This window comes from Streptomyces sp. NPDC008137, from assembly GCF_042957035.1.
GTDB lineage: Bacteria > Actinomycetota > Actinomycetes > Streptomycetales > Streptomycetaceae > Streptomyces.
Window position 1 is genome coordinate 29,839 of the sequence record NZ_JBIBHN010000044.1, and the last position, 25,773, is coordinate 55,611.

Here is a 25,773-nt window from a genome sequence, read left to right on the forward strand (position 1 = left end):
GGTGGGCGCAGCGGCACCTCGCCCCGCCGAGCTGCGCACCCACCCGCCCCCAGCACCAACACCCAGCACGCAACAACGGGCAGGACGTCACAAAGCCCCGATATCCCACCGAGGCATCTTCGGCGCCCGCCGCCCAGGCACCCTCCCACTCAACAACACCAACCGAGCCGCCCGATGCCGCTGCCCCGCATACGGCTCCAGCAACTCCAGCATCACGGAGTCATCCGCATCCCGATCCCCGCCCAACGCCCACCCCACGATCCGCGGCAGATGCAGATCCCCCGTCGTCACCTCGTCCGCCGCCCCATGACTCCGCTGCACCGTCTCCGCCGACGTCCACGGCCCCACCCCCGGCACCAACTCCAGCCGCGCCCGAGCCGCCCCCGGCTCCATCCCGGCCGCCTCCTCCAGCCGCCCGGCCACCCGAACCGCGCGCAGAATCGTCGACGCCCGCTTGTTGTCCACCCCGGCCCGATGCCACTCCCACGACGGGATCAACGCCCACGTCCGAGGCCCCGGCATCACATGCATCGGCACGGGTACGGGACCCGGCGCCGGCTCCCCGAACTTCCGCACCAGCAACCGCCACGCCCGATACGCCTCATCGGTCGTGACCTTCTGCTCGAGGATCGACGGAATCAGCGACTCCAGCACCAGCCCGCTCCGCGTCAGCCGCAGCCCCGGCCGCCGGTGCCAGGTCATGGCCACCAGCCGGTGCCGCGGCACGAACGCGGACGGATCATCGGCGGCCCCGAGCAGCTCCGGCAACCGCTCCAGCAGCCACTCGGCCCCGGGCCCCCAGGCCTCCCCGCGCACCCCACCGCCGGACGCGCGCACCCGTAGCGTCCCGGGCCCGGCAGGGGTGAGAGCGGTCCGCCATACCGACCCGTCCGGCGTGGTCCGGAACGTCGGATCACCCGGCCCACGCCGCAGCGGCCCGAGCACAAGACCGAGATCCAGCGGCCCGTCCGGCACCCAGTCGCGCACCCGCCCGGTGTCCGCCCGCACCGCCTGACGTGGAACGGGCACGGCGACCTCGCCGCCGCGCACGGTGGTACGCGTGGGCCGGGAAGCGAACCGTCCTGCCATGAATGAAGTCCTCGATGTCCTGGAATGCGGAGAGAGGCGGCCCTACGAGCGTAGACGCCGCCGCACTCCGGTCACCGCACCTCGATGAACGCCCCCGCGTCTCGCTCCGGCCGAGGCCGCGGTTCCTCCGCCGGATGCCCGACCGCCACCGCGCCCATCGGATCCCAGTCCGCCGGCAGCCCCAGCTCCTCGCGCACCACGTCCCGGCAGAACATCGTCGACGACACCCACGCCGACCCCAGCCGCTCCCCGGCCAGCGCGACCAGGAGGTTCTGCACACCGGCGCCCGAGGCGACCACGAACATCTCCCGCTCGGCGCCGTCCCGCCGCGGATCGCCGTAGCTGTGCGAGCCGTCCATGACCAGGCAGGGGACGACGAGGTACGGAGCGTTCCGCAGGACGTCCCCGCGCCGCACCCGCTTGGCGATGGACTCCTCCGTCTTGCCGTCCCGCCGCAGATCGGCGATCCAGGCGTCACGCATGGCGTCGAGCAGTCGCGTCCGCGACTCCTCGGACTCCAGCAGCACGAAACGCCACGGCGTGGTGTGGTGCGGCGCCGGAGCCGTCACGGCGGCGGCCACCGCCCGCCGTACGGCACCGGGGTCGACGGGCTCGTCCGTGAAGGCCCGGACCGTACGCCGCTGGGTCACCGCCAGCCGTACCGCCTCCGACGTGCCGAGCCGGAACATGTCGTCGCGCGCGCCGCGCACCATGGCTCGCGCTCCCTCCGCGTCGCCGTCCTCCGCGACCAGGTCCGAAAGCCCGCGGACGACGGCCACCGGCAGACCCGCTGCCTTGCCCTTGACCAGATCGCCCGCGGAGGCGAGTTCGTCGGCCGTGGCGACGACGGTGGCGCTGAGCGGATTGCCGTACGCGTCCGTGCCCCCGCGCAGATCGTCCAGGACGCGCACCCCGGCGGCGCCGATCGCGACATCCGTGAGCCCCGCGCGCCAGGGCCGCCCGAACGTGTCGGTGACGACGACTCCTACCTCGACGCCGAGGATGTCCCGCAGCCCGTCACGGATCGCGCGGGCGGACGCGTCCGGGTCCTCGGGCAGCAACAGCACGGTCCCGGAAGGGGTGTTGGACGCGTCGACCCCGGCCGCGGCCATGACCAGGCCCTGCCGGTTCTCGACGATCCGGAGGGCGCCGCGCCGGGCCACCACCCGTACCGTCTCCGCGTCGATGGCCGCCTCCCGGTCGGCCGCCTGGACGATCCGGCCCTCCGCCTTGGACACGATCTTCGAGGTGACGAGCAGCACGTCCCCGTCGGCCAGACCGGGCTCGGCGGCCGCGATCAGCTTGGCCAGGTCGTCCCCGGCCGCGACCTCGGGCAGCCCGGGCACGGCCCAGACCCGGTACCCCTCGGCACCCTCGCCGCTCATGCGCCCCGCACCTCCTCCGCCAGGGCCAGCGCCTCGCGGGCCATCCGCGCGGTCGCGTCGGTGTCGGTCATCATCAGCGGCACGGCCCGGCAGCGCACCCCGGCCGCCTCGACCCGCTCCACCACGCCCGCGTCCACCGTGTCCACGAGCCAGCCGTCCAGCAGGCCCGAGCCGTAGTGCTCGGCCACCGCCGCCGCGGTCGACTCGACGCCCACGGCGGCCAGCACCTTGTCGGCCATGCCCCGCACTGGCGCGTCGCCGACGATGGGGGACAGGCCGATCACCGGCACCCCGGCGTCGGCGATCGCCTCCCGGATGCCGGGCACGGCGAGGATCGTGCCGATCGACACGACCGGGTTGGACGGCGGGAAGAGGATCACGTCCGCCTCGGCGATGGCCTCCAGGACCCCCGGAGCGGGCTTCGCCTGGTCGGCGCCCACCGGCACGATCGCCTCGGCGGGCACCGAGGCGCGCAACCGCACCCAGTACTCCTGGAAGTGGACCGCCTTGCGCTCCCCGTCGACCTCGACGGCGACATGGGTCTCGACACGGTCGTCGGACATCGGGATCAGCCGCACGCCCGGCTTCCAGCGCTCGCACAGCGCCTCCGTCACCGCGCTCAGCGGGTACCCGGCGCCGAGCATCTGGGTCCGCACGATGTGCGTCGCGAAGTCCCGGTCGCCCAGGCCGAACCACTCGGGCCCGACGCCGTACGCCGCGAGCTCCTCCTTGAGATGGAAGGTCTCGTCGGCACGGCCCCAGCCCTGTTCCTCGTTGATGCCGCCGCCGAGCGTGTACATCACCGTGTCGAGGTCCGGGCAGACCTTCAGCCCGAAGAGGTGGATGTCGTCTCCGGTGTTGCCGATGACCGTGATGTCCGCGTCCGGCGCGGCCCGCTTCAGACCACGCAGGAACCGGGCACCACCGATGCCGCCTGCCAGAACCACAATGCGCATGGGTGCAGTCTTGCAGGCCCCTACGACAACGAGTCAGGCAGTTACGGCACCCGGTACGCTCCGGGCCTCGCAGTGCTGCGCCGTGTGCATCGGCATCTCCGTCAGCCCCGGGTAATAGACGTGCAGGCTCACCGCCGGCTCCAGTGCGTCGTTCACCACCTCGTGCACGTACCCCGGCGCGAACACACGCTGCGCGCCCGCCCGCAACGCGCGCGTGCCCCGCTCCGTGCGCTCCGTCAGCGTGCCGTCCAGCACGGTCAGCACACCGGAGGAGCGGCCGTGGTCGTGCGGCCCGCTGCCCTGCCCGGGCACCCAGGACAGCAGCCACACCTCGTAGCCCGGGCCGGTGCGCAGCCGGTGGTACCAGCGGGTGGTCGCGTCGTAGCGGACGAGGTGCTCCCACTGGGAGCGGTCGGCGGCGATGGAGCGGGCGAGGCCGACGAACTCGGCCACGGTGGCCGGGTGCTCGCGCTCCAGCTGGAGCAGGTGCGGGACTTCGAGGATGTCACCGGCGATCTGGAGGTCGCTGTCGCTGTTCATGGGGTGCGTGGTTCCTCAGTGAAAGTAGGTCAGAGGGAACAAGGGCCGAGGGACTGGTGGCTCGGCCTTCAGCTGGAGCGGGTGTGGCTCAACAGCTGGAACAGCAACAGCTACAGCGAGCGCGGGCAGCACCGTGGGACCCGGCGGTGCGGGTCGAGGTGAGTGCCAAGTTCGCGAGCATGCCCACTAGGACACCGGCTCACACCTCCGGTGTCAACTCGGCACCCGGTATGTGGGACGAGGTTCACCTCATCCGGTCGTTCACTCAGATGAAAGGTTTGTTCATGGCCAGGTCGGGACACTTGGCGTTCACCGGGCGCACAAACCTCGTTGCGTACTCGTGATCAGACTGTGATCAGATTCGCTTCGGCATGTGCGTCGGAACGAGATCGAACTCCTGGGCGTCCTCCCCTGTACAGGTCCGTACGGGGTCCGGGTGACGGTGGGGCCTCTCGCGGGCTCCGCCAGCGTGTCAAGGTTTATGCCGATTTGAACACTTTCCGCATGGCCTTGGTTCCGCAGAGTGAATAAGGGGCTCAATAGCAGATCTCGGCTTGACTCGCCCGGAGCAGCACACTTGTAATTTCACTCGTGTCGTTCAGCCGCAATCGGTAACGGCTACATCACGGGGACGCGGAAAAGAACAGACGAGGGGCGCACATGACCGAGCTGGTGCAGCAACTGCTGGTCGACGACGCGGACGAGGAACTCGGCTGGCAGGAGCGCGCGCTGTGCGCCCAGACCGACCCCGAGTCCTTCTTCCCCGAGAAGGGCGGCTCGACCCGGGAGGCCAAGAAGGTCTGTCTCTCCTGCGAGGTCCGCTCCGAGTGCCTCGAGTACGCCCTCGCCAACGACGAGCGCTTCGGCATCTGGGGCGGCCTCTCCGAGCGGGAGCGCCGCCGGCTGAAGAAGGCCGCGGTCTGACCGGACCCATGGGTGCGTGAACGGCCCGTCGCCGGTGGGTTGTCCACAGGCGGCGGGCCCGCTTGCTGCCAGCCGATAGTGTGGGCGCTCGTCCGAGACGCCCCGCGGCCCCCGCCGGTCGCAGGCGTCCACCGCAGTCCACCGAACCGGGGCCCGTACCTCGATGTCCGTGCACAGCCACCCGGCAGCCCATCACGACCCCGCTGCCACAGCCGTGTTTGACCCGGCCCGCCCACCTGCGTTCGACCCGGCCCGCCCGCCCGAGTTCCCGCGTCATGTGGTGACCGCGGTCCTCGTCTCCCACGACGGCGCCCGCTGGCTGCCCGAGGCGCTCGCCGGGCTGCTCGGCCAGGAGCGCCCCGTCCAGTACGCGATGGGGGCCGACACCGGCAGCGCGGACGCCTCCGCCCAGCTGGTCACCGACGCGCTCGGCGCCGACCGGGTGCTGCACCTCGCCCGCCGTACCGGCTTCGGCCAGGCAGTCGAGGAGTGCGACCGCAGCGCCCCGGTCCTCACCCCGGACGAACTGCCGTACCTGAAGCGCCCCAGTGGCTGGGACCCCGTCACGCGCTCGTGGCGGGACGACGCCTACGACATGCCCGAGCTCCCGCACGGCGAGCCGGTGCAATGGCTGTGGCTGCTGCACGACGACTGCGCCCCGGAGCCCGACGCCCTGGCCCAGCTGCTGCGCGTCGTGGACAACGAGTACGAGCTGGGCCGCGAGGACGTCGCCGTCGTGGGCCCCAAGCTCCGCGGCTGGTACGACCGGCGGCAGCTGCTGGAGGTCGGCGTCTCCATCGCCAACTCCGGCCGCCGCTGGACCGGCCTGGACCGCCGGGAGCAGGACCAGGGCCAGCACGACCACGTCCGGACCGTGCTGTCGGTGTCCACCGCCGGCATGCTCGTCCGCCGCGACGTCTTCGAACAACTCGGCGGCTTCGACCGGCACCTGCCCCTCATGCGCGACGACCTCGACCTGTGCTGGCGCGCGCACGCCGCGGGCCACCGCGTGCTCATCGCCCCGGAAGCCGTCGTCCGGCACGCCGAGGCGGCCTCCCGGGAGCGCCGCGCCGTCGACTGCGTGGGGCGCACCTCCGCGTCCCCGCACAAGGTCGACAAGGCCGGCGCCGTCTACAGCCTGCTCGTCAACACGCGTACGGCCGTGCTCCCCTGGGTGCTGTTGCGCGTCGTGCTCGGCACCCTGCTGCGCACCGTCGCCTACCTCGTCGGCAAGGTCCCCGGACAGGCCGTCGACGAGATCCGCGGCCTCATGGGCACCCTGCTGCGGCCCGAGCGGATCCTCGCCGGGCGGCGCCGCAGAGGCACCCCCCAGGTCGACAAGGGCGAACTGCGGCCGCTGTTCCCGCCGCCCGGCGCGACCGTCCGCATGACCGTGGAGCAGGTCGCGGGCAATCTCGTCGGCAGTTCCGACCCCGAGGCCGCCTCCGGTGCCGGACGGCACGGCGGTGCCGTCGAGTCGGGCCCCGGCGGCGACGACGCGGACTTCCTGCAGATCGAGCAGTTCGCCCGGCTCAAGCGCATCGCGCGCAAGCCCGGCCCGGTGCTCTTCCTCGTCCTGCTGCTCGTCTCCCTGCTCGCCTGCCGTGAACTCCTCGGCGGCGGCGCGCTCGCGGGCGGCGCCCTGCTGCCCGCCCCGGCCGACTCCGCCGCCCTGTGGGCGCGCTACCTGGACGCCTGGCACCCGGTCGGCGCCGGCGGCACCTCCTCCGCGCCGCCGTACGTCGCGCTCGTCGCGATGCTGGCGTCCCTGCTGTTCGGCTCGACCGGCCTCGCCGTCACCGTCCTGCTCGTCTGCTCGGTGCCGCTGGCCGGTGTCGCCGCCTACTTCGCCTCCCGCCCGCTGGTCGAGTCCCGGCTGCTGCGCGCGTGGGCGGCCGTCGGCTACGCCTTCCTGCCCGCCGCCACCGGCGCCCTCGCCGGCGGCCGCATCGGCACGGCGGTCCTGGCCGTCCTGCTGCCACTCATCGCGCGCGCGGGCATCGCGGCCAGTGGCCTGGCGAACCCGGCGGCAGCGCGGGGCAGTTGGCGCGCCACCTGGGCGTACGCACTGCTGCTGACCATCACCACCGCGTTCACCCCGATCGTGTGGCCCGTCGCGCTGATCCTCGGAGTGGGGCTGCTGGCCGTGCGCCGGACGGACATCACGGCGTACGGGACACGGTTCCTCGCCCAGCTCGGCACGCCCCTGCTGGTCCTCGCGCCCTGGTCGCTGTCGCTGCTCCCGTTCGGCTTCTTCCAGCAGGCCGGCCTGGAGTACGGAGCCGGCTCCGCCTCCGCCCTCGACCTGCTCGGCGCCAGCCCGGGCGGCCCCGGCACCGTCAGCGGCCTGATGCTCATCGGCATCGTGCTGGCCGCGCTCGCCGCCCTGCTGCGCTCGGAGCGCCAGTCGGGCATCCGCACGGCCTGGGCGGTCGCCCTCGTGGGCTTCGTCCTCGCGGCCCTGTCCAACAGCTCCACCTGGGCCGGCCCCGCGACCCTCGTCTACGGCATCGCCCTCCTGGCGGCCGCCGCGCTCGGCGCCGACGGGGCACGCGCGCGCGTGGCCGAGCAGAGCTTCGGCTGGCGCCAGCCGGTCGCCGTGCTGATCGCCTTCGCCTCGGCCGCGGGCCCGCTGCTCGTCGCCGCAGGCTGGATGATCCGCGGCGCCGACGGGCCCTTGGAGCGGCGCGACCCGACCCAGGTCCCCGCGTTCGTCGCCGAGGAGAGCGGCAGCAGCGACCAGGCCCGCACCCTCGTCCTCGACAGCGACTCAAGCGCCCACGTCGGCTACATGCTGGTGCGCGGCTCCGGCGCCCGCCTCGGCGACGGCGAGGTGGCCGCGGCCGACGGTGAGAACAGCAGGCTCGACAAGGTCGTCGCCAACCTCGTCGCCGGCTCCGGCGCCGACCAGGCCGACCAGCTCGGCGGCTTCGCCGTGCGCTACGTCCTCGTCCACCAGGGCGCGCCCCGCGAGGTCACCCGAGTCCTGGACGCCACGCCCGGCCTGACCCGGCTCAGCCAGCAGGGCGGCGGCGCGCTCTGGCGCCTCGACCGGCAGGTCGCGCGCGCCGCCATCGTCCCCGCCTCCGGATCCGGCACCCCGCAGCCCGTCGCCGCCGGGCCCGTCGACATCCACACCACGATCCCGACCGGAACCGACGGGCGCGTACTGCGCCTCGCCGACACCGCGGCCGACGGCTGGACCGCCACGCTGGACGGCAAGCCGCTGACCCGCACCACGGTCGACGGCTGGGCCCAGGGCTTCGAACTCCCCGCCACCGGCGGCACGCTGGACGTCACCTACGACGACCCGATCGGCCACACCGTGTGGCTGTGGACGCAGGGCCTGCTCGCCGTCGTCCTCGTGGTGCTCGCCCTGCCCGGCCGGCGCCGCGACATCGACGACGACATGCCCGAGGAGCCGGCCGTCCCGGCCCAGGCGGTCGCCGGCGAGGGCCGCCGCGCCCGCCGCCTGCGCGCCCAGGCCGAGGCCGAGACCGAGGCGGAAGGAACCCCCGGGACCGGGGAGTTCCCGCCCCCGCAGCCAGAGCAGCCGCCGGCGGCGGTGCCGCAGCAGCAGAACGGCGGTCAGTGGGATGCCGCGGGCTACCCGGGCGGCGAGTACGCGGGCTACGGCGACCAGTACCAGGCCGCCCCGTACCCGGCGGACGCCCACGGCGGGCAGTACCAGGCGGACCCGTACCAGGGCGGCCAGTACGACCCGTACGCGTACGGCGGCTCGCCCCAGGCACCGCAGTACGACCCGGCGGGCTACGACCAGGCCTACAACCAGGGCTACGGCACGCCGTACGACCCGGCGCAGGAGCAGCAACAGCAGCACCGCCCCCACGGCACGGGCAGTGAGCGTCCCGACGGGAGCCAGCAGTGAACCGCACCACCCTGTCCCTGATCGCCGGCGTGACCGCGCTCGCCGCCGTCACCGGCTTCGCCGCGCTGTCCGCCCCGGACACCCCGGGCGGTGCGGACGCCACCGCCAAGGCGGCCGCCCAACTGCCCGTGGAGCGCACGAGTCTGCTGTGCCCGGCGCCCAGCACGTCCGACCTCGCCGAGACGTCGTACACGTCCTTCACACCCGTCACGAAGGGCACGGGCAGCGGCGGCAAGGCCGAACTCCAGGCTTCGGCCAAGGGCAAGGCCGAAAAGCCCGTGCTCACTCCCAAGGAGCCCGGCAAGCCGGTCACCGGGGACAGCTCGGGTTCCGACGCGCCCGCGCTCGTCGGGACCGCAGACGGCAGGTTCGCGCCCGGCTGGACCGTCCAGGAGACCACGGAGGTCGCCGCGGGGACCGGGCGCGGCCTTCAGGGCGTCAACTGCACGGCTCCGGACACGAGTTTCTGGTTCCCGGGCGCCAGCACGGCGGCCGATCGCACCGACTACGTCCACCTGACGAACCCCGACGACTCGGCCGCCGTGGTCGACGTCGAGCTCTACGGCAAGGACGGCACCCTGCAGTCCCCGGTGGGGGAGGGCATCACCGTGCAGCCGCACTCCAGTGAGCCGGTCCTGCTGTCCACGCTCACGGACGAGGAGCAGACCAACCTGACCGTGCACGTCAACGTCCGCAGCGGACGCGTCGGCGCTTCCGTGCAGGCCCTGGACGACAAGCTCGGCGGCGACTGGCTGGCCGCGTCCACGGACCCCTCGGGCGGCCTGGTCCTGCCCGGCATCCCCAAGGACGCCACCTCCGTGCGCCTGGTCGCCTTCACCCCTGGCGACGAGGACGCGGACCTGAAGGTGCGCCTCGCCTCCCCCTCCGGTCTGATCACCCCGGCCGGGCACGAGACGGTGCACGTCAAGGGCGGCATGACGACCGCCGTCGACCTCGGTGACGTCACACGCGGCGAGGCGGGCTCCCTGGTGCTGACGCCGACGGACCGGTCCGTACCGGTCGTGGCGGCGCTGCGGGTCGTACGCGGCAAGGGCGACAAGCAGGAGACGGCGTTCATCCCGGCCACCCGCCCCGTCGGCACGCGCGCGACGTCCGCGGACAACAGCGCCAAGGGCAGCACCCTGTCCCTGACCGCCCCTGGCCGAGCCGCCACGGTCAAGGTCACCGCCTCGGCGGGCAGCGAGGGCGGCACCCCGGCATCGAAGACGTACACGATCAAGGCAGGCACGACCCAGGACATCGAGCCCCCGGCCCCCGGCGGCCTCAAGGGCACCTACGCCCTCACGGTCGAGTCGGTCTCCGGCGGCCCGGTCTACGGCGCCCGCACCCTGGCGGCCGACGAGAGCGGCGTTCCCGCCTTCACCGTGCAGACACTCCCCGACGACCGGGGCACGGTGGCGGTACCGGAGGCGGACGAGGACCTGTCGGTGCTGCAGAAGTAGCCGGCGCGGCTTCTCAGCCCTGCTCCTCGCCGTACCGCGGATCCACCGTCTCCGGCGTCAGCCCCAGCAGCTCGGCGACCTGCTCGACGACGACCTCGTGCACCAGCGCCGCCCGCTCGTCGCGCCCCTTGGTGCGGATCTCTACCGGCCGCCGGTAGACCACCACGCGCGCGGGGCGCCCCTCGCGCGCGCCGATGGTGCCGCCGAGCGGAACCGCCTCGTCGTTCCAGGCATCGCCGGGCCCGTCGAGCCGCGGCACCTCCAGCACCAGGAAATCGATGTCGGCGAGCTGCGGCCACCGCCGCTCCAGACGCTCCACGGAGTCCTGCACCAGATCCGCGAACGCCTCCGCGCGGCTCGCGGCGAGCGGCACCTGCGGCGGTGCGATCGGGCCGCGCATGCCCCGGCCGTGGCGATCACGACGGCGGGGCCCGGGGGCGGCGGCACGGGGCGTTACGGGCTTCTCCATCACTGCTGAAGGGTAGTCCCCGCCACGCACGTGTGCCCGGCACCGCGCGGCGGCACGCACGGCTTCTGGCCGACGCCCACGGCATGTCGTTACATGAGCATTCAAGCCAAGGTTGGGCTTGATTCCGTATCTCGCCGAGACCGGTGACGTCACGGCAATTGAGGGTTTTGTGACGACTCTTGTCCGCTTGGGGGCTCGTCCGCACCGCCGGGCGACGGTGTCCGGGCAGGTCAGCCGGGTGGGTCGGCAGGGTCCTGTGGGGCGTTTCACAACGCGACACGGTGGAGTGACCTGGTGGAGAGTCGTCGCGGCCCGCTCAAGAGTGCGGTACCGTCCAACATCGTGAGCCCTGTACGTCGCTGTTCGCGCACCGCCTGCGGCCGTCCCGCCGTCGCGACGCTGACGTACGTCTACGCCGACTCGACCGCGGTCCTCGGCCCGCTCGCCACCTACGCCGAACCCCACTGCTACGACCTGTGCGCCGAGCACTCCGAGCGCCTCACCGCCCCGCGCGGCTGGGAGGTCGTCCGGCTCCTCGACGGGTCCGCCCCGGCCCGCCCCAGCGGCGACGACCTGGAAGCCCTTGCCAACGCCGTGCGCGAGGCGGCCCGCCCTCAGGAGCGGGCGGCCGGGGCCGGTGGCGGAGGGCGTGCGGCCGACCCGATGGAGGTCGCGCGGCGGGGTCATCTGCGGGTTCTGCGGTCCCCCGACAACTGAGCGCCCCGTCCGGCCGCTGTCTCGCGCACACCCATTGACGCGAGCTTGGCGCGGACATGACCATTCCGTTTGGGGATGCGAGAAATCGCTTTCACATGACGGAAACCGGGGAGGCGCCCGTTGTACGTCCAGGAACTGGAACCCGTCGCCGGCTCACTGGGTGTGTCCGCCCTCGTGGCGGCCTTACCCCTGGTGATCGTCCTGGTCCTGCTCGGCGGCGTCCGCCTCAAAGCGCACCTCGCGGGCCTGACCGGCCTCCTCGCCGCCGTGCTCGTCGCCCGGCTCGCGTACGGCATGCCTCTCGGCCAGACCCTCTCCAGCGCCGCCCAGGGCGCCGTCTTCGGCCTCTTCCCCATCCTGTGGATCGTCGTCAACGCCCTGTGGGTGTACCGGATGACCGTCCGCACCCGGCACTTCGACATCCTGCGCCGGTCCTTCGGGCGGCTCTCCGACGACCCGCGCATCCAGGCACTCGTCATCGCCTTCTGCTTCGGGGCGTTGCTGGAGGCACTCGCCGGATTCGGGGCGCCCGTCGCGATCAGCGCGGTCATGCTGGTCGCCCTCGGCTTCGAACCGGTGCGCGCCGCCGTGGTCGCCCTGGTCGCCAACACCGCGCCCGTGGCCTTCGGCGCGATGGGCACACCGGTCGTCACCCTCGCCCAGGTCACCGGACTGCCCCTGGACTCCGTGGCGTCCGTGGTGGGCCGTCAGACGCCGCTGCTGGCCCTCGTGGTGCCCCTGGTGCTGGTCTGGCTCGTGGACGGCCGGCGCGGGCTGCGCGAGACCTGGGTGCCCGCCCTGGCGTGCGGAGTCGCCTTCGCCGTCGCCCAGTTCGCCGCCTCCAACTACGTCTCCGCCCAACTCGCCGACATCGGAGCCGCCCTGGCCGGCGCCGGCGCCCTGGTCGCCGTACCGCACGCGCGCGTGCCCGCCGCCGAGTCCGTCCGCGCCTCCGTGCTGACCGGCGCCCGCAGTGAGGAACTCGACCAGGAGGACCCGCCCCGCGAGATCCTGCGCGCCTACGCCCCCTACGCGCTGATCGTCGTGATCTTCTCCCTCGCGCAGATACCGGCCCTCAAGGACTGGCTCGCCCAGACCACCCAGACCTACGACTGGCCCTTCCTGAACGTGGCGGGGCCGGACGGAGACCCGGTCAGCGGCAACGTCTTCACCTGGCCGATCGTCTCGACCGGCGGCACGCTGGTGCTCCTCGCCGGCGTCTGCACGGCCGCCGTCATCGGGGTGCACGCGCGCGTGGCGGTCAAAGAGTGGCTCGCGACCGTCCACGAGCTGCGCTTCGCGATCCTGACGGTGACCTCCGTGCTGGCGCTCGCCTACGTCATGAACCTCTCCGGCCAGGCGGCGACGATCGGCCACTTCGTCGCGGCGGCCGGAGCCGGACTGGCGTTCCTCTCACCCGTCCTCGGCTGGTTCGGAGTCGCCGTGACCGGATCCGACACCTCGGCCAACGCCCTCTTCGGCGCCCTCCAGGTGACCGCCGCCCGCGAATCGGGACTCTCTCCCGACCTGCTGGCCGCCGCCAACAGCTCCGGTGGCGTCCTCGGCAAGATGATCTCCCCCTGCGCGGCCGTCGGCCTCGCAGGCCGGGAGGGCGACCTGCTGCGCCAGGTGCTGCCGTGGAGCCTGGGCCTGCTGCTGGTCATGTGCCTGATCGTCGTAGGCCAGAGCACACCGGTCCTGGGCTGGATGCTGCCCTGACGCCCGAGGCGAGGTCCGGGCACCCGCACAGCGTCCGCACGGCGCGCTGTCAGCGGGGCCGGGTAGTTTGGGCCGACCGACAGTACTTTTTCAGGGAAGGTTGGCCGTGGCTGCTGATCTGTCGCAGGTCGTGAAGGCGTACGACGTACGCGGGGTCGTGCCGGACCAGTGGGACGAGTCCCTGGCCGAGCTCTTCGGGGCGGCCTTCGTCCGGGTCACCGGTGCGAGTGCCATCGCGACCGGGCACGACATGCGGCCCTCCTCACCGGGCCTGTCGCGTGCCTTCGCGCGCGGTGCCGCCGCGCAGGGCGCCGACGTCACGGAGATCGGCCTGTGCTCGACGGACCAGCTGTACTACGCCTCGGGCGCGCTGGACCTGCCGGGCGCCATGTTCACCGCCTCCCACAACCCGGCGCAGTACAACGGCATCAAGATGTGCCGCGCGGGCGCCGCCCCGGTCGGCCAGGACACCGGCCTCGCGGAGATCCGCGAACTCGTCGAGGGCTGGAGCGAGTCGGGCGCCCCGGAGCCGGCCGCGAAGACGGGAACGATCACCGGCCGCGACACGTTGCCGGACTACGCGGCGCACCTGCTCTCGCTGGTCGACCTGGCCTCCGTCCGCCCCCTGAAGGCCGTCGTCGACGCGGGCAACGGCATGGGCGGCCACACGGTTCCCGAGGTCTTCGCCGGCCTGCCGGTGACCCTGGTCCCGATGTACTTCGAGCTCGACGGCACCTTCCCCAACCACGAGGCCAACCCTCTCGACCCGGCCAACCTCGTCGACCTGCGGAAGCGCGTCCGTGAGGAGGGCGCCGACCTGGGTCTCGCCTTCGACGGCGACGCCGACCGCTGCTTCGTCGTCGACGAGCGCGGTGAGCCGGTCTCCCCGTCCGCGATCACCGCGCTGGTCGCCTCCCGCGAGCTCGCCAGGCACGGCGGCAAGGGCGTGATCATCCACAACCTGATCACGTCCTGGTCGGTCCCCGAGGTCGTCAAGGAGAACGGCGGCGACCCGGTCCGCACCCGCGTGGGCCACTCCTTCATCAAGGCGGAGATGGCCAGGTCGGGCGCGATCTTCGGCGGCGAGCACTCCGCGCACTACTACTTCCGCGACTTCTGGAACGCCGACACGGGCATGCTGGCCGCCCTCCACGTCCTGGCGGCCCTGGGCGGCCAGGCGGGCCCCCTCTCCGCCCTCGTCGCCCAGTACGACCGCTACGCGGGCTCCGGCGAGATCAACTCCACGGTCACCGACCAGACGGCCCGCCTCGCCGCGATCCGCTCCGCGTACGAGACCCGCGAGGGCGTGGAACTGGACGAACTCGACGGCCTCACCGTCTCCGCCGCCGACTGGTGGTTCAACGTCCGCCCCTCCAACACCGAGCCGCTGCTGCGCCTGAACGCGGAGGCGAGGGACCCGCAGACGATGGCCCGGGTGAGGGACGAGGCGCTGGCGATCATCAGAGGCTGAGGCCCCACCCCCCACCGGCGGTAACCTGACCTGGCACAACCCCAAGCGCCCGCACCTCGAAGGAACCCCCTATGCCCCTCGAATCCGGCCTCCTGGACATCCTCGCCTGCCCGGCCTGCCACGCCCCGCTCAAGGAGCAGGACACCGAACTGATCTGCACCGACCAGAGCTGCGCCCTGGCCTACCCCGTCCGCGACGGCATCCCCGTCCTCCTGGTCGACGAGGCCCGCCGCCCCGCCTAGGACACCCGGGCGGACACCCGCGTGAGCCCGGTGCACATAGCCCCCGGCACAACGGGCACCGCAGTAGGACGACACCCCATAACGGACCCCGGCGATCGGAGGCTGCCGCCCCATGCTCGACGAATCGCTGCTCGACTCCCCCGAGGGCCTGGCTGAGGCCGACCACCGAGGCCTGCTCCGCGGCGCCGCGGAAGCCGGCGCGCGCGTCCGCACGGCCGCCCGCCACGCCGCCGAGGCGGGCATAAACGACCTCAAGCCCGACGGCCGCCCCCGCGGCGTCCTGATCGCCGGCCCGGGCGCCGCCGCCACCCACGCTGCCGACCTCCTCGGCACGCTCGCCGGCGCCGGCAGCCCGGTCACCCGCCTGGCTCCCACCGGCGTCGCCCCCGCCGCGGGCGCCCTGCGCTGGGAACTGCCAGGCTGGGTCGGCTCGGTGGATCTCCTCCTGATCACCACCCCGGACGGGACCGAACCGGGCCTCTCCCTCCTCGCCGAGCAGGCCTACCGCCGCGGCTGCACCGTCGTCGCCGTAGCCCCCAGCAGGTCCCCCCTCGCCGACGCCGTGAACGGCTCGCACGGCCTGTTCGTCCCCATGGCGACCGCCCCGTACGACCAGGAAGAGCCCTTCGCCGCCTCCGCCCCCGGCGTCCTGTGGGCCCTGCTCACCCCGCTCCTCGCGCTCCTGGACCGCGCGGGCGTGCTCACCGCCCCGCCGGAGGCCCTCGGCAAGGTCGCCGACCGCCTCGACCGCATCGCCGAACGCTGCGGCCCCGCCATCGCGACGTACAGCAACGCCGCCAAGACCCTGGCCGCCGAACTCGCCGACGCGCTCCCCATCGTCTGGACCGAGGGTGTCTCGGCCGGACCGGCCGGCCGCCGGTTCGCCGCCGCCCTCGCCGAACTGTCCGGCACCCCCGCGGTCGTCGCCGAACTGCCCGAGGCCCTCGCCGCGCACAGCGCCCTGCTCGCGGGCCCGCTGGCCGCCAGCGCCGACCCCGACGACTTCTTCCGCGACCGCGTCGAGGAGGCACCCGCCCTCCACGCGCGCGTGGTGCTGCTCCGCGACCGCCCCATCGGCGGCCTCACCGCCGCCCCCGGCGCCCGCGACCTGGCCCTCAGCCACGACACCCCGATCAGCGAACTGGAACCGGAGGCGGGCGACGAGCTGGAGACCCTCGCCGAACTGATCGCCATCACGGATTTCGCCGCCGTTTACCTGGCGCTCGCTTCGAGGGCCTGATCATGCCCGGGACACCCTGACGCCCACGCGGCAGCCGCCCGGGAGCAGCAGGCGTACGTACGCACTCACAGGACCAGAGAGATCCCCATGGACCGCCTCGACAACACCATCCGCCCCTACGCCTGGGGTTCCCCGACCGCCATTCCGAACCTGCTCGGCGTCGAACCGACCGGCGAGCCGCAGGCGGAGATGTGGATGGGAGCCCACCCGGGCGCCCCCTCGCGCACCGGCCGGGGCACGCTAGTCGAGGTCGTCGACGCCGCCCCCGAGAAGGAACTCGGCCCTGCCGCCGTCGCCAAGTTCGGCCCCCGCCTGCCCTTCCTCCTCAAGATCCTCGCCGCCGGAGCCCCGCTCTCCCTCCAGGTCCACCCCGACCTGGCGCAGGCGAAGGAGGGCTATGCGGACGAGGAGCGCCGTGGCATCCCCGTGGACGCGCCGCACCGCAACTACAAGGACGCCAACCACAAGCCCGAACTGATCTGCGCGCTCACCGAGTTCGACGGCCTGTGCGGCTTCCGCGACCCGCTCGAGGCCGCCGGCCTGCTCGACGACCTCGGCGTCGACTCCCTCAAGCCGTACGTCGACCTGCTGCACGCCCACCCCGAGGACGCGGCCCTGCGCGAGGTCCTCACGGCGATCCTCACCGCCGACCCCGACGAGATGTCCCGCACGGTCGAGGAGGCGGCCGCCGCCTGCGACCGCCTCGGCGGTGCCTACGCCCCCTACGCCGACATCGCCCACCACTACCCGGGCGACCCCGGCGTCATCGCCGCGATGCTGCTCAACCACGTCCGGCTCCAGCCCGGCGAGGCCCTCTACCTCGGCGCCGGCGTCCCGCACGCCTACCTCCAGGGCCTCGGCGTGGAGATCATGGCCAACTCCGACAACGTCCTGCGCTGCGGCCTCACCCCCAAGCACGTCGACGTCCCCGAACTCCTGCGCATCGTCCACTTCCGCGCCGGCGACCCCGGCGTCCTGCGCCCCGAGGCCTCCCCGGACGGCGAGGAGGTATACGAGACCCCGATCGACGAGTTCCGCCTCTCCCGCTACGTCCTGCCCGAGGCCGGCGCCACCCACGACCTCACGCGTCCGACCCCGCAGATCCTGCTCTGCACGGCCGGCGCCGTCCGCGCGGGCGAGCACGACCTCACGCCGGGCCGGTCCGTCTTCGTCCCGGCCGGCGAAAAGGCCGAAGTGTCCGGAACCGGCACCCTCTTCCGGGCTACGGTCATCGCCTGACCTCCCTACGACGGTGACCTGCCGCACCGCTGCCGGAGCGGGCTGCAACAATGGCCCACCGTCAAGCACGGGCAAAGCCAAGGGCGACGCACCAAGGCGAGCGCCCGGGCCCTGGAACGGCGTACGAAGGGACAACGCGAACATATGAGCGCGTCAGGCGGAACCAAGGCGATCGTGGCGGCACTGGCCGCCAACCTCGCGATCGCGGTAGCGAAGTTCGTGGCGTTCCTCTTCAGCGGCTCGTCCTCGATGCTCGCCGAGTCCGTGCACTCGCTCGCCGACTCCGGCAACCAGGCACTCCTCCTCCTCGGCGGCAAGAAGGCGAAGCGCGAGGCCACCCCGCAACACCCCTTCGGCTACGGCCGCGAGCGCTACATCTACGCCTTCCTCGTCTCGATCGTCCTCTTCTCGGTCGGCGGCATGTTCGCCCTCTACGAGGGCTACGAGAAGATCAAGCACCCGCACGAGCTGACGCACTGGTACTGGCCGGTCGGCGTCCTGGTCTTCGCGATCATCGCCGAGACGTTCTCCTTCCGGACCGCCATCAAGGAGTCCAACGTCCTGCGTGGGCGCAAGTCCTGGAAGGAGTTCGTCCGCCACGCCAAGGCCCCCGAGCTCCCGGTCGTCCTGCTGGAGGACCTCGGCGCCCTCGTCGGACTGATCCTCGCCCTCGGCGGCGTCGGCCTCGCCCTGCTCACCGGCGACAGCGTCTGGGACGGCGTCGGCACCCTCTGCATCGGCATCCTGCTCATCCTGATCGCCCTGGTCCTCGCCGCCGAGACCAAGTCGCTGCTGCTCGGCGAGTCCGCCGGCGTCGAGGAGACGCAGAAGATCGAGACCGCCCTCGTCGACGGCGACACGGTCACCCGCATCATCCACATGCGCACGCTCCACCTCGGCCCCGAGGAACTCCTCGTCGCCGCCAAGATCGCCGTCCGCCACGAGGAGACGGCCACCGAGATCGCCGCCGCCATCGACGCCGCCGAGTCCCGCATCCGCGAGGCCGTCCCGATCGCCCGCGTGATCTACCTCGAGCCGGACATCTACAGCGAGACCGAAGCCGCCAAGGGTCCCGACCCCGAGGCGACGCCCGGGGGACCGACGCCGAGCGACGCCGGACACTGACGTCCCGCAGCAGCACTTGCCCGAACGCGCTGAGGGCCCGCCGAACCAATCGGCGGGCCCTCAGCGCTTCCTCCTACTCGACCTCGCGCAACACCTGGAGGAGAGCCGACCGGTCCGACGCGTCCAGCAGCCGCTCCCGGAACCCGGCGTCCATCAACTTCCGCGACAGCAGCGCCAGAATCCTCAGGTGCTCGTCACCCGCCGCCGCCTCCGGCACGGCGATCATGAACACCAGCCGCGCCTTCGTGCCGTCCAGCGAGCCCCATTCGACGCCCTGAGCGGACCGCGCGAAACCGACGACCGGCTCCGTCACCGCATCCGTCTTGGCATGCGGAATCGCGATCTCCTCACCGAGCCCGGTCGTGCCCTGCGCCTCCCGCCGCAGCGCGGTCGCCACCAGTTCGTCCAGGTCCGCGACCTTGCCGGTACGGGCCAGCAGCTCCGCCATCTCCCGGATGGCGGCCTCCTTGTCGCCCGCTTCGAGGCCGACCTTGACGGTCCCGTCGGTGAGGTAACCGGAGAGAACCTCGGCGGAGGTGCCGCCGGGGCCGGACGTCGCACGCACGGTCGTCTGTTCTACGACCGCACCGCCACCGCCACTGAGCACTCCGGCCGGCGCGGGCTCAAGCCCAGCAGCACCCGCACCGAAGCCCGCGTCCCCGCGCCGCCTGCGCTCACCCAGGTCGACAAGGGCCACCGTCGTCAGCGCGGTGACGAGCGAGCCGATCACCACGGCCACGAAGAACATCGGCACGCCGCTCACCGCACCCAGCACGGCCACGATCGGCCCGCCGTGCGGCACCGCGTCCTCGACCCCGGCGACCCCGGCGACCGCACCGGCGACCGCGCCGCCCAGCATGTTGGCGGGGATGACCTGCGCGGGCCGCGCGGCCGCGAACGGGATCGCCCCCTCAGAAATGCCGAAGCAGCCCATGAACAGCGAGGCCAGCCCCGTCTCCCGCTCCTGCTCGGAGTACAGCCGCTTCCGTATCAGCGTGGCCAGCCCCTGCCCCAGCGGCATGACCGGGATCGCGGCCGCGCACATGCCCATGACCGTCTGGTTGCCGGTCGCGATGAGCCCGGTCCCGAACAGGAACGCCGTCTTGTTGACCGGCCCGCCCATGTCGAACGCGATCATGAGCCCCAGGACCGCGCCGAGCAGGATCGCGCTGGTGCCGGTCATCCCGCTGAGCCAGTCGGTCAGGTGCTCGAACACCCAGGAGATCGGCTGGCCGATGACATAGATGAAGAACAGCCCGAGCGCCGTCGTCGCCACGATCGGGATCACGATGATCGGCATGATCGGCTGCGCGAACTTCGGGACCTTGACCTTCTTGATCCACAACACCAGATACCCGGCGAGGAACCCGGTCACGATCGCCCCGATGAACCCGGCGCCCGCCTTGGAGTCGTACAGCTCACCGGTGTTGGCGATCCAGCCGCCGATCATGCCGGGCACGAGCGCGGGCCGGTCCCCGATGGCATACGCGATGTAGCCGGACAGGATCGGCACCATCAGCGTGAAGCCGATGACACCGATGTTGTTCACATCCATCCAGAAGGAGTCCTTCGGGATGACCAGACCGCCCGACGGATCGGCATGCCCGCCGAGCGAGAGCGATATCGCGATCAGCAGCCCGCCGACCACGACGAACGGGATCATGTAACTGACCCCGTTCATCAGCGCCTTGTACCCGAGGCTCCGCTCCTTGCCGCCACCGGCCGCGGGAGCCGTGGGGGCGCCCCCTTCCGCGTGCACGGGCGCCGACAGCACCCGCTCGATCAACTGCTCCGGGTGACGAATGCCCTCCGACACCCCGACGGTCAGGACCCGCTTCCCCGCGAAACGGCTCAGATCCACGTCCTTGTCCGCGGCGACGATGACGCCGTCGGCGTGCTTGACATCGTTGTCATCGAGGACGTTTTCAGCCCCGATGGACCCCTGCGTCTCCACCTTCATCTCGATACCGCGGCTCTCGGCGGCCTGCGCGAGCTTCTCAGCCGCCATGTACGTGTGGGCGATGCCGGTCGGACAGGCGGTCACCGCGAGCAGCTTCAACCTCTTCTGCTCGCCGTCACCGCTGCCCGTGGGGGGAGGGCCGGCCGGACTGGTCACATCGATCTCCTAACGCCTTTGTCATGCGGATCGCCGTCCCGGACGCCCCGCAAGATCGATCAGTTGTTCAGATCTCCCGGGCATCCTGCACCACCCCGCCGCAGACTCAAAGGTCAAAAGATCCCTGATAGTTCCGCTTTGTCGCCTCGTGTCGACCGTTCGTTGGTGTCCTGTTATCGCGCCCGCCCACCGCCCGCCCGCCCACCGCCCGCACACCCGCCGTCCCGTGACCTGCCTCCACGGCCCGACCAACCCCCGCCCCCCGGGCGGCCCCTCCTGCTCGATGGCGCGATCTGTTCGGACACGGACTGGGGACGGCCCGGCCTCCCGGTGTAGCTTGGGACGGAGCCAGACGTCGCTGCTGATGGCGGTCGGGCGGTCCCACCGCGGACCGGCCGAGGGAGAGAGGGCCTCCGACGGACTGCGCTGCGTGTACGCGGGCATGCCAGTGTCCTCCCTGGGCACCCCTGTGCCCGCCGCCGCGCAGACCAGCCGTATACACCTCGACCCAACTCCGAGGAGCAGCTCCCAATGACGACTGTCGACAACCGACAGGACTTCAAGGTCGCCGACCTCTCCCTGGCCGACTTCGGCCGCAAGGAGATCACCCTCGCCGAGCATGAGATGCCGGGCCTGATGGCGATCCGCAAGGAATACGCCGAGGCGCAGCCCCTCGCCGGCGCCCGTGTCACCGGCTCCCTGCACATGACCGTGCAGACGGCCGTGCTCATCGAGACCCTGGTCGCCCTGGGCGCGCAGGTCCGCTGGGCCTCCTGCAACATCTTCTCCACCCAGGACCACGCCGCGGCCGCCATCGCCGTCGGTCCGAACGGCACGCCCGACAACCCCCAGGGCGTCCCGGTCTTCGCCTGGAAGGGCGAGACGCTGGAGGAGTACTGGTGGTGCACGGAGCAGGCGCTGACCTGGCCGGACAGCCCCACCGGCGGCCCGAACATGATCCTCGACGACGGTGGTGACGCCACCCTCCTGGTCCACAAGGGCGTCGAGTACGAGAAGGACGGCAAGGTCCCCTCGGTCGACACCGCCGAGAACGACGAGCACCGCGTCATCCTCGAACTCCTCAACCGCACCATCACCGACGGCTCCCAGAAGTGGACCCAGCTCGCCTCGGAGATCCGCGGTGTCACCGAGGAGACCACGACCGGCGTGCACCGTCTGTACGAGATGCAACGCGACGGCAACCTCCTGTTCCCGGCGATCAACGTCAACGACGCCGTCACCAAGTCGAAGTTCGACAACAAGTACGGCTGCCGCCACTCGCTCGTCGACGGCATCAACCGGGCCACCGACGTCCTGATCGGCGGCAAGACCGCGGTCGTCTTCGGCTACGGCGACGTGGGCAAGGGCTGCGCGGAGTCCCTGCGCGGCCAGGGCGCCCGCGTGATCATCACGGAGATCGACCCGATCTGCGCGCTTCAGGCGGCGATGGACGGCTACCAGGTCACCACGCTGGACGAGGTCGTCGACAAGGCCGACATCTTCGTCACCACGACCGGCAACAAGGACATCATCATGGCCTCGGACATGGCCAAGATGAAGCACCAGGCGATCGTCGGCAACATCGGCCACTTCGACAACGAGATCGACATGGCCGGCCTCGCCAGGATTCCCGGCATCGTCAAGGACGAGGTCAAGCCGCAGGTCCACACCTGGACGTTCCCCGACGGCAAGGTGCTCATCGTCCTGTCCGAGGGCCGCCTGCTGAACCTGGGCAACGCCACCGGCCACCCGTCGTTCGTGATGTCCAACTCCTTCGCGGACCAGACCCTGGCCCAGATCGAGCTGTTCACCAAGCCCGACGAGTACCCGACCGGCGTCTACGTGCTGCCCAAGCACCTCGACGAGAAGGTCGCCCGCCTCCACCTCGACTCGCTCGGCGTGAAGCTGACCACGCTCCGCCCCGAGCAGGCCGAGTACATCGGCGTCCAGGTCGAGGGCCCGTTCAAGCCGGACCACTACCGCTACTGAGCCGAGCCGCCCGGCAGCAGGTCCTTCGAGGCAGGCCCCCGCACCCCCGTGCCGGGGGCCTGCCCCTTTCCCGGACCAGCGGCCGGACCGGCCCGTCAAGCCCCAGGACGACCCCCATGCCCCGCGGCCGCTATTCGCTCCACGATCCGCACGATCACACCCCCCTCGCAGAAGAGCACTTCCACTGCGCCACCGGCCCCTCCGGCTGGCGCTACGTCTCCCAGCTGACCACCCCCTCGGGCGATCACCACGGCTCCGTCGACCTCACCCTCGACGAGCTCGGCCGCCCCATCCGCCTCGAACTCCACGCCGCCGCCTGGCAAGTCCGCGGAGCCGCCCTCGACGGCGTCACCTGGGTCCGCACCGACCCCACCGGGACCGAGGCCACCGAAGGCAATGTGCGCGCCCACGCCTTCACCGGCACCTCCCCGGCATTCCTCGTCGCCACCGCCCGTCTCCTGCGCCTCACCCCCTCCGCGGCCGCCACCCGCGTACGCCTCGTCGCCTTCACCGACCCGGTGCTCGCCCCGCGCACCGTGGATCAGTCGTGGTCCCTGCTGAAGAGAGAAGCACACGCCACTGACAACGGCCCGCTGACCGTGGACGAATACCAGGTCACAGACCTGGACACGGGCGAGCAGCACGCCGTGCACCTCGCCGGCGACGTGATCCTCGCGGCCCCCGGCATCGAGCTCGAGGACCTCGAATCACCGCCGTCGACATTCACCTGACCCGGCGGCCACAGAGAGGCGGGCAGCCCCGCTCCCACTAAGCCGGCGGCACGAACCCGGTACCTGGCCGGTCACCCGTCGGCCCCTCCGGCGCCTTCCCAGGCCGATCCCCACCAGTCGACCCGGACGCCGCACCAGGCGCCACAACGGGCGGCAGGCCAGCAGCCGGCGGTCCGTACACGGCAGCCGGAGCCCCGTACACGGCCGAAGGCCCATCCGCAGCCGGAGCGGGAGCGGGAGCCGAACCGCCACCGATAGCCCGCCGGGACTCCCGCGCCTGCCGCTCCTGCACGACCGCCGCCAGATACGCCGCCGGGGGAACACCCTGCGGCACCGGCGCCCCCGTACGCTCCGCCAGATCCGCCGCCAGCCGCTCCGCCATCGACGAGCCCACCTGCGGATCCAGCTGCTGCATACGCGTCAGGTACTGACGGACGGCGAGCCACAATCCGTCGGGCACCGCGGACAGATCGAGCCCCGAGAACCGTCCCGCCAGCCAGGGCGGAGGAGGCGGCACAAAGCCGGTCCGCGTGACCGGAATCCGCTCCCGTACGACAAGGGTTCCCGCGAACACATCCCCCAGCCGCCGCCCGCGCGCCGACACGAACGAGGCGATACAGGCCACGACCCCGAAGGTCATGAGGATCTCGATCACCGCGATCAAGCCCCGCACCAGCGCATGCCGGAACCGGATCGGACCTCCGTCGTCCCGCACCACACGCAGTCCGCACGCCATCTTCCCGAGCGACCGCCCATGACTGAGCGTCTCCACCGCGATCGGCGCACCCACCAGCACGAGAACGAACGTCGCGATCGACAGCGCCGTCTGCGCCGCCTCGTCCAGCGAGGCCGTGGAAGTCACCAGCACGATGGTCACCGCCACATAGACGGCCATGGCCGCCACAAGATCGAGCAGCACGGCCAGCGCCCTGCTGGGCAGCCTCGCGGGGCGCAGCTCCAACGCCACAGCCTCACCCGTCACCAGCTCACTCACGCCCGCCGTCCTTCCCCTGCCCTGCCCCGGACAGGGCCAGTCTGCCAAGCTGAGGGCGCATCGCGCCGCAGTACGACAAGCTGATCCACGACGAGTCTTCGACGAACAGCCGAGGAGCAGGCACACCGATGGACCTCGACGTCTTCGTCTCCGCCCACCGAGCGGAGTGGGACCGCCTCGAAGCCCTGCTGCGTCGCCAGCGCCGCCTCAACGGCGCCGAAGCCGACGAACTCGTCACCCTCTACCAGCGCACCGCCACGCACCTCTCCCTGATCCAGTCCAGCGCCCCCGACCCTCAGCTGACCGGACGGCTCAGTCAGCTGGTGGCACGCGCGCGTAGTGCCGTGACAGGCACCCGACGAGCCTCCTGGCGCGACGTCACCCGCTTCCTCGCCCACGGCTTCCCCGCAGCGGTCTACAAGTCACGTCACTGGTGGGTACCCACCGCGCTCCTGTCCACGGCCGTCGCCGTGCTCCTGGGCTGGTGGATCGGCACCCACCCTCCGGTACAGGCGTCCATCGCGGCCCCCAGCGAACTACGCGAGCTCACCCGCCCCGGCGGCCAGTACGAGACCTACTACTCCAGCCACCCGGCCGCCAGCTTCGCCGCCCAGGTCTGGACGAACAACGCCTGGGCCGCCGCCCTGTGCCTGATCCTCGGGGTCTTCCTGGGGCTTCCGGTCATCTGGATCCTCTTCCAGAACATGCTGAACCTGGGCATCGGCTTCGGCCTGATGTCCTCGGCCGGCCGCCTCGACACCTTCCTCGGTCTGGTCCTCCCGCACGGCCTGCTAGAACTGACCGCCGTCTTCGTGGCCGCGGGCGCCGGCCTGCGCCTCGGCTGGACCCTCATCGACCCGGGCCCCCGCACGCGACGCACGGCCTTGGCGGAAGAGGGCCGAGCCGCCATCGGCATGGCCATCGGCCTCGCCCTGGTCCTCTTCGTCTCCGGCGCCATCGAAGGCTTCGTCACCCCTTCGGGCCTTCCCACCTGGGCGCGCATCACCATCGGAGTCGCCGCCGAACTGGCCTTCCTCGCCTACGTCTACGTCTTGGGCGGTCGGGCGGCCCGCGCCGGAGACACGGGTGACGTAGAGGCAGCAGAGCGCAGCGCCACCGTTCCGACAGCGGCCTAAACGTCCTTGCGTCCGCCGGATGTGCGACCACGTCCGTTCAGCTGCTAGTCTCCTCTTCGCCCCGCAGGAGCCGTTGACACGGCGAGTGCGGGGAGGTAGATTCGAACAGTTGCCTATAGAGGGGTTCCACCCCAGACGGCGATCGTGAGCATCTGTCGGCTCCTTGAAACGCTGATTTCATTGAAGCCACTCCCGATGATTCGGAAATGAGCGGCCGGTCAGTACGGCCTGAAACTTCTGATAAAGTCGGAACCGCCGGAAAGGGAAACGCGGAAGCGGGAACCTGGAAAGCACCGAGGAAATCGGATCGGAAAGATCTGATAGAGTCGGAAACGCAAG

20 protein-coding genes are annotated in these 25,773 nt (G+C 71.9%); 13 read left to right on the forward strand and 7 right to left on the reverse strand.

Going from position 1 to position 25,773, the window contains the following annotated elements; all coding sequences use genetic code 11:
- Nucleotides 1-87: 87 nt before the first annotated feature.
- The 4 genes from ACFZBT_RS38190 to ACFZBT_RS38205 form a co-directional block, all read right to left on the reverse strand.
- Nucleotides 88-1,089: a DNA-3-methyladenine glycosylase family protein gene (locus ACFZBT_RS38190; RefSeq protein WP_391114264.1), complete on the reverse strand. Its 1,002-nt coding sequence runs from the start codon at nucleotides 1,087-1,089 to the stop codon at nucleotides 88-90.
- 71 nt (nucleotides 1,090-1,160) lie between these two features.
- On the reverse strand, nucleotides 1,161-2,474 hold the full coding sequence (locus ACFZBT_RS38195; RefSeq protein WP_391114266.1) for a coenzyme F420-0:L-glutamate ligase: 1,314 nt from the start codon (nucleotides 2,472-2,474) through the stop codon (nucleotides 1,161-1,163).
- Complete coding sequence (gene cofD, locus ACFZBT_RS38200) at nucleotides 2,471-3,430, reverse strand: 2-phospho-L-lactate transferase (RefSeq protein ID WP_391114268.1); 960 nt, start codon at nucleotides 3,428-3,430, stop codon at nucleotides 2,471-2,473. Before cofD ends, ACFZBT_RS38195 begins: the two co-directional genes overlap by 4 nt.
- 33 nt (nucleotides 3,431-3,463) lie before the next feature.
- Complete coding sequence (locus tag ACFZBT_RS38205) at nucleotides 3,464-3,970, reverse strand: cupin domain-containing protein (RefSeq protein ID WP_391114270.1); 507 nt, start codon at nucleotides 3,968-3,970, stop codon at nucleotides 3,464-3,466.
- 660 nt (nucleotides 3,971-4,630) lie between these two features.
- On the opposite strand from ACFZBT_RS38205, the gene ACFZBT_RS38210 reads away from it, so the two are divergent.
- The 3 genes from ACFZBT_RS38210 to ACFZBT_RS38220 all read left to right on the forward strand — a co-directional run bounded on the left by ACFZBT_RS38210 (nucleotide 4,631) and on the right by ACFZBT_RS38220 (nucleotide 10,246).
- A complete protein-coding gene (locus ACFZBT_RS38210) occupies nucleotides 4,631-4,894 on the forward strand; it encodes a WhiB family transcriptional regulator (RefSeq protein ID WP_003990679.1) in 264 nt (87 codons plus the stop codon).
- Between the two features lie 163 nt (nucleotides 4,895-5,057).
- Nucleotides 5,058-8,783: a glycosyltransferase gene (locus ACFZBT_RS38215; RefSeq protein WP_391114273.1), complete on the forward strand. Its 3,726-nt coding sequence runs from the start codon at nucleotides 5,058-5,060 to the stop codon at nucleotides 8,781-8,783.
- Nucleotides 8,780-10,246, forward strand: coding sequence for a DUF5719 family protein (locus tag ACFZBT_RS38220; protein WP_391114276.1), 1,467 nt, complete (start codon nucleotides 8,780-8,782; stop codon nucleotides 10,244-10,246). Before ACFZBT_RS38215 ends, ACFZBT_RS38220 begins: the two co-directional genes overlap by 4 nt.
- A gap of 13 nt (nucleotides 10,247-10,259) precedes the next feature.
- Here the strand turns inward: ACFZBT_RS38220 and ACFZBT_RS38225 are convergent, their stop codons facing one another.
- Entirely contained in the window at nucleotides 10,260-10,715 is a 456-nt protein-coding gene (locus tag ACFZBT_RS38225) for a metallopeptidase family protein (RefSeq protein WP_391114279.1), read from the reverse strand.
- 294 nt (nucleotides 10,716-11,009) lie between these two features.
- Here ACFZBT_RS38225 and ACFZBT_RS38230 point away from each other — a divergent pair, with 294 nt between their 5' ends.
- The 7 genes from ACFZBT_RS38230 to ACFZBT_RS38260 all read left to right on the forward strand — a co-directional run bounded on the left by ACFZBT_RS38230 (nucleotide 11,010) and on the right by ACFZBT_RS38260 (nucleotide 18,468).
- Entirely contained in the window at nucleotides 11,010-11,432 is a 423-nt protein-coding gene (locus tag ACFZBT_RS38230) for a DUF3499 domain-containing protein (protein WP_189726709.1), read from the forward strand.
- Nucleotides 11,433-11,552: 120 nt separating this feature from the next.
- Nucleotides 11,553-13,151, forward strand: a complete 1,599-nt coding sequence (locus ACFZBT_RS38235) for a lactate permease LctP family transporter (RefSeq protein ID WP_391114283.1) — start codon at nucleotides 11,553-11,555, stop codon at nucleotides 13,149-13,151.
- A 106-nt stretch (nucleotides 13,152-13,257) separates the two neighbouring features.
- Nucleotides 13,258-14,622, forward strand: coding sequence for a phosphomannomutase/phosphoglucomutase (locus ACFZBT_RS38240; RefSeq protein ID WP_391114286.1), 1,365 nt, complete (start codon nucleotides 13,258-13,260; stop codon nucleotides 14,620-14,622).
- Nucleotides 14,623-14,693: 71 nt separating this feature from the next.
- Nucleotides 14,694-14,864 (forward strand): Trm112 family protein, encoded by a 171-nt coding sequence (locus tag ACFZBT_RS38245; RefSeq protein ID WP_184598287.1) that lies wholly within the window; start codon nucleotides 14,694-14,696, stop codon nucleotides 14,862-14,864.
- Between the two features lie 112 nt (nucleotides 14,865-14,976).
- Nucleotides 14,977-16,104, forward strand: a complete 1,128-nt coding sequence (locus tag ACFZBT_RS38250) for an SIS domain-containing protein (RefSeq protein ID WP_391114290.1) — start codon at nucleotides 14,977-14,979, stop codon at nucleotides 16,102-16,104.
- 87 nt (nucleotides 16,105-16,191) lie between these two features.
- Entirely contained in the window at nucleotides 16,192-17,343 is a 1,152-nt protein-coding gene (manA, locus tag ACFZBT_RS38255) for a mannose-6-phosphate isomerase, class I (protein WP_391114293.1), read from the forward strand.
- Nucleotides 17,344-17,487: 144 nt separating this feature from the next.
- Entirely contained in the window at nucleotides 17,488-18,468 is a 981-nt protein-coding gene (locus ACFZBT_RS38260) for a cation diffusion facilitator family transporter (protein ID WP_391114296.1), read from the forward strand.
- A 73-nt stretch (nucleotides 18,469-18,541) separates the two neighbouring features.
- On the opposite strand, the gene ACFZBT_RS38265 is transcribed toward ACFZBT_RS38260, so the two are convergent.
- A complete protein-coding gene (locus ACFZBT_RS38265; protein ID WP_391114299.1) occupies nucleotides 18,542-20,584 on the reverse strand; it encodes a fructose-specific PTS transporter subunit EIIC in 2,043 nt (680 codons plus the stop codon).
- A 531-nt stretch (nucleotides 20,585-21,115) separates the two neighbouring features.
- Between ACFZBT_RS38265 and ahcY the strand changes: the two genes are divergently transcribed.
- Together ahcY and ACFZBT_RS38275 are read left to right on the forward strand one after the other, a co-directional pair.
- Nucleotides 21,116-22,573: an adenosylhomocysteinase gene (gene ahcY, locus ACFZBT_RS38270; RefSeq protein WP_391114301.1), complete on the forward strand. Its 1,458-nt coding sequence runs from the start codon at nucleotides 21,116-21,118 to the stop codon at nucleotides 22,571-22,573.
- A gap of 116 nt (nucleotides 22,574-22,689) precedes the next feature.
- Nucleotides 22,690-23,304: a hypothetical protein gene (locus ACFZBT_RS38275; RefSeq protein ID WP_391114304.1), complete on the forward strand. Its 615-nt coding sequence runs from the start codon at nucleotides 22,690-22,692 to the stop codon at nucleotides 23,302-23,304.
- Between the two features lie 37 nt (nucleotides 23,305-23,341).
- On the opposite strand, the gene ACFZBT_RS38280 is transcribed toward ACFZBT_RS38275, so the two are convergent.
- Complete coding sequence (locus ACFZBT_RS38280; protein ID WP_391114307.1) at nucleotides 23,342-24,298, reverse strand: RDD family protein; 957 nt, start codon at nucleotides 24,296-24,298, stop codon at nucleotides 23,342-23,344.
- Between the two features lie 128 nt (nucleotides 24,299-24,426).
- Between ACFZBT_RS38280 and ACFZBT_RS38285 the strand changes: the two genes are divergently transcribed.
- Nucleotides 24,427-25,434 carry a stage II sporulation protein M gene (locus tag ACFZBT_RS38285; protein WP_391114310.1) on the forward strand — a complete coding sequence of 336 codons (1,008 nt, stop codon included), beginning with the start codon at nucleotides 24,427-24,429 and terminating at the stop codon, nucleotides 25,432-25,434.
- Nucleotides 25,435-25,773 lie beyond the last annotated feature (339 nt).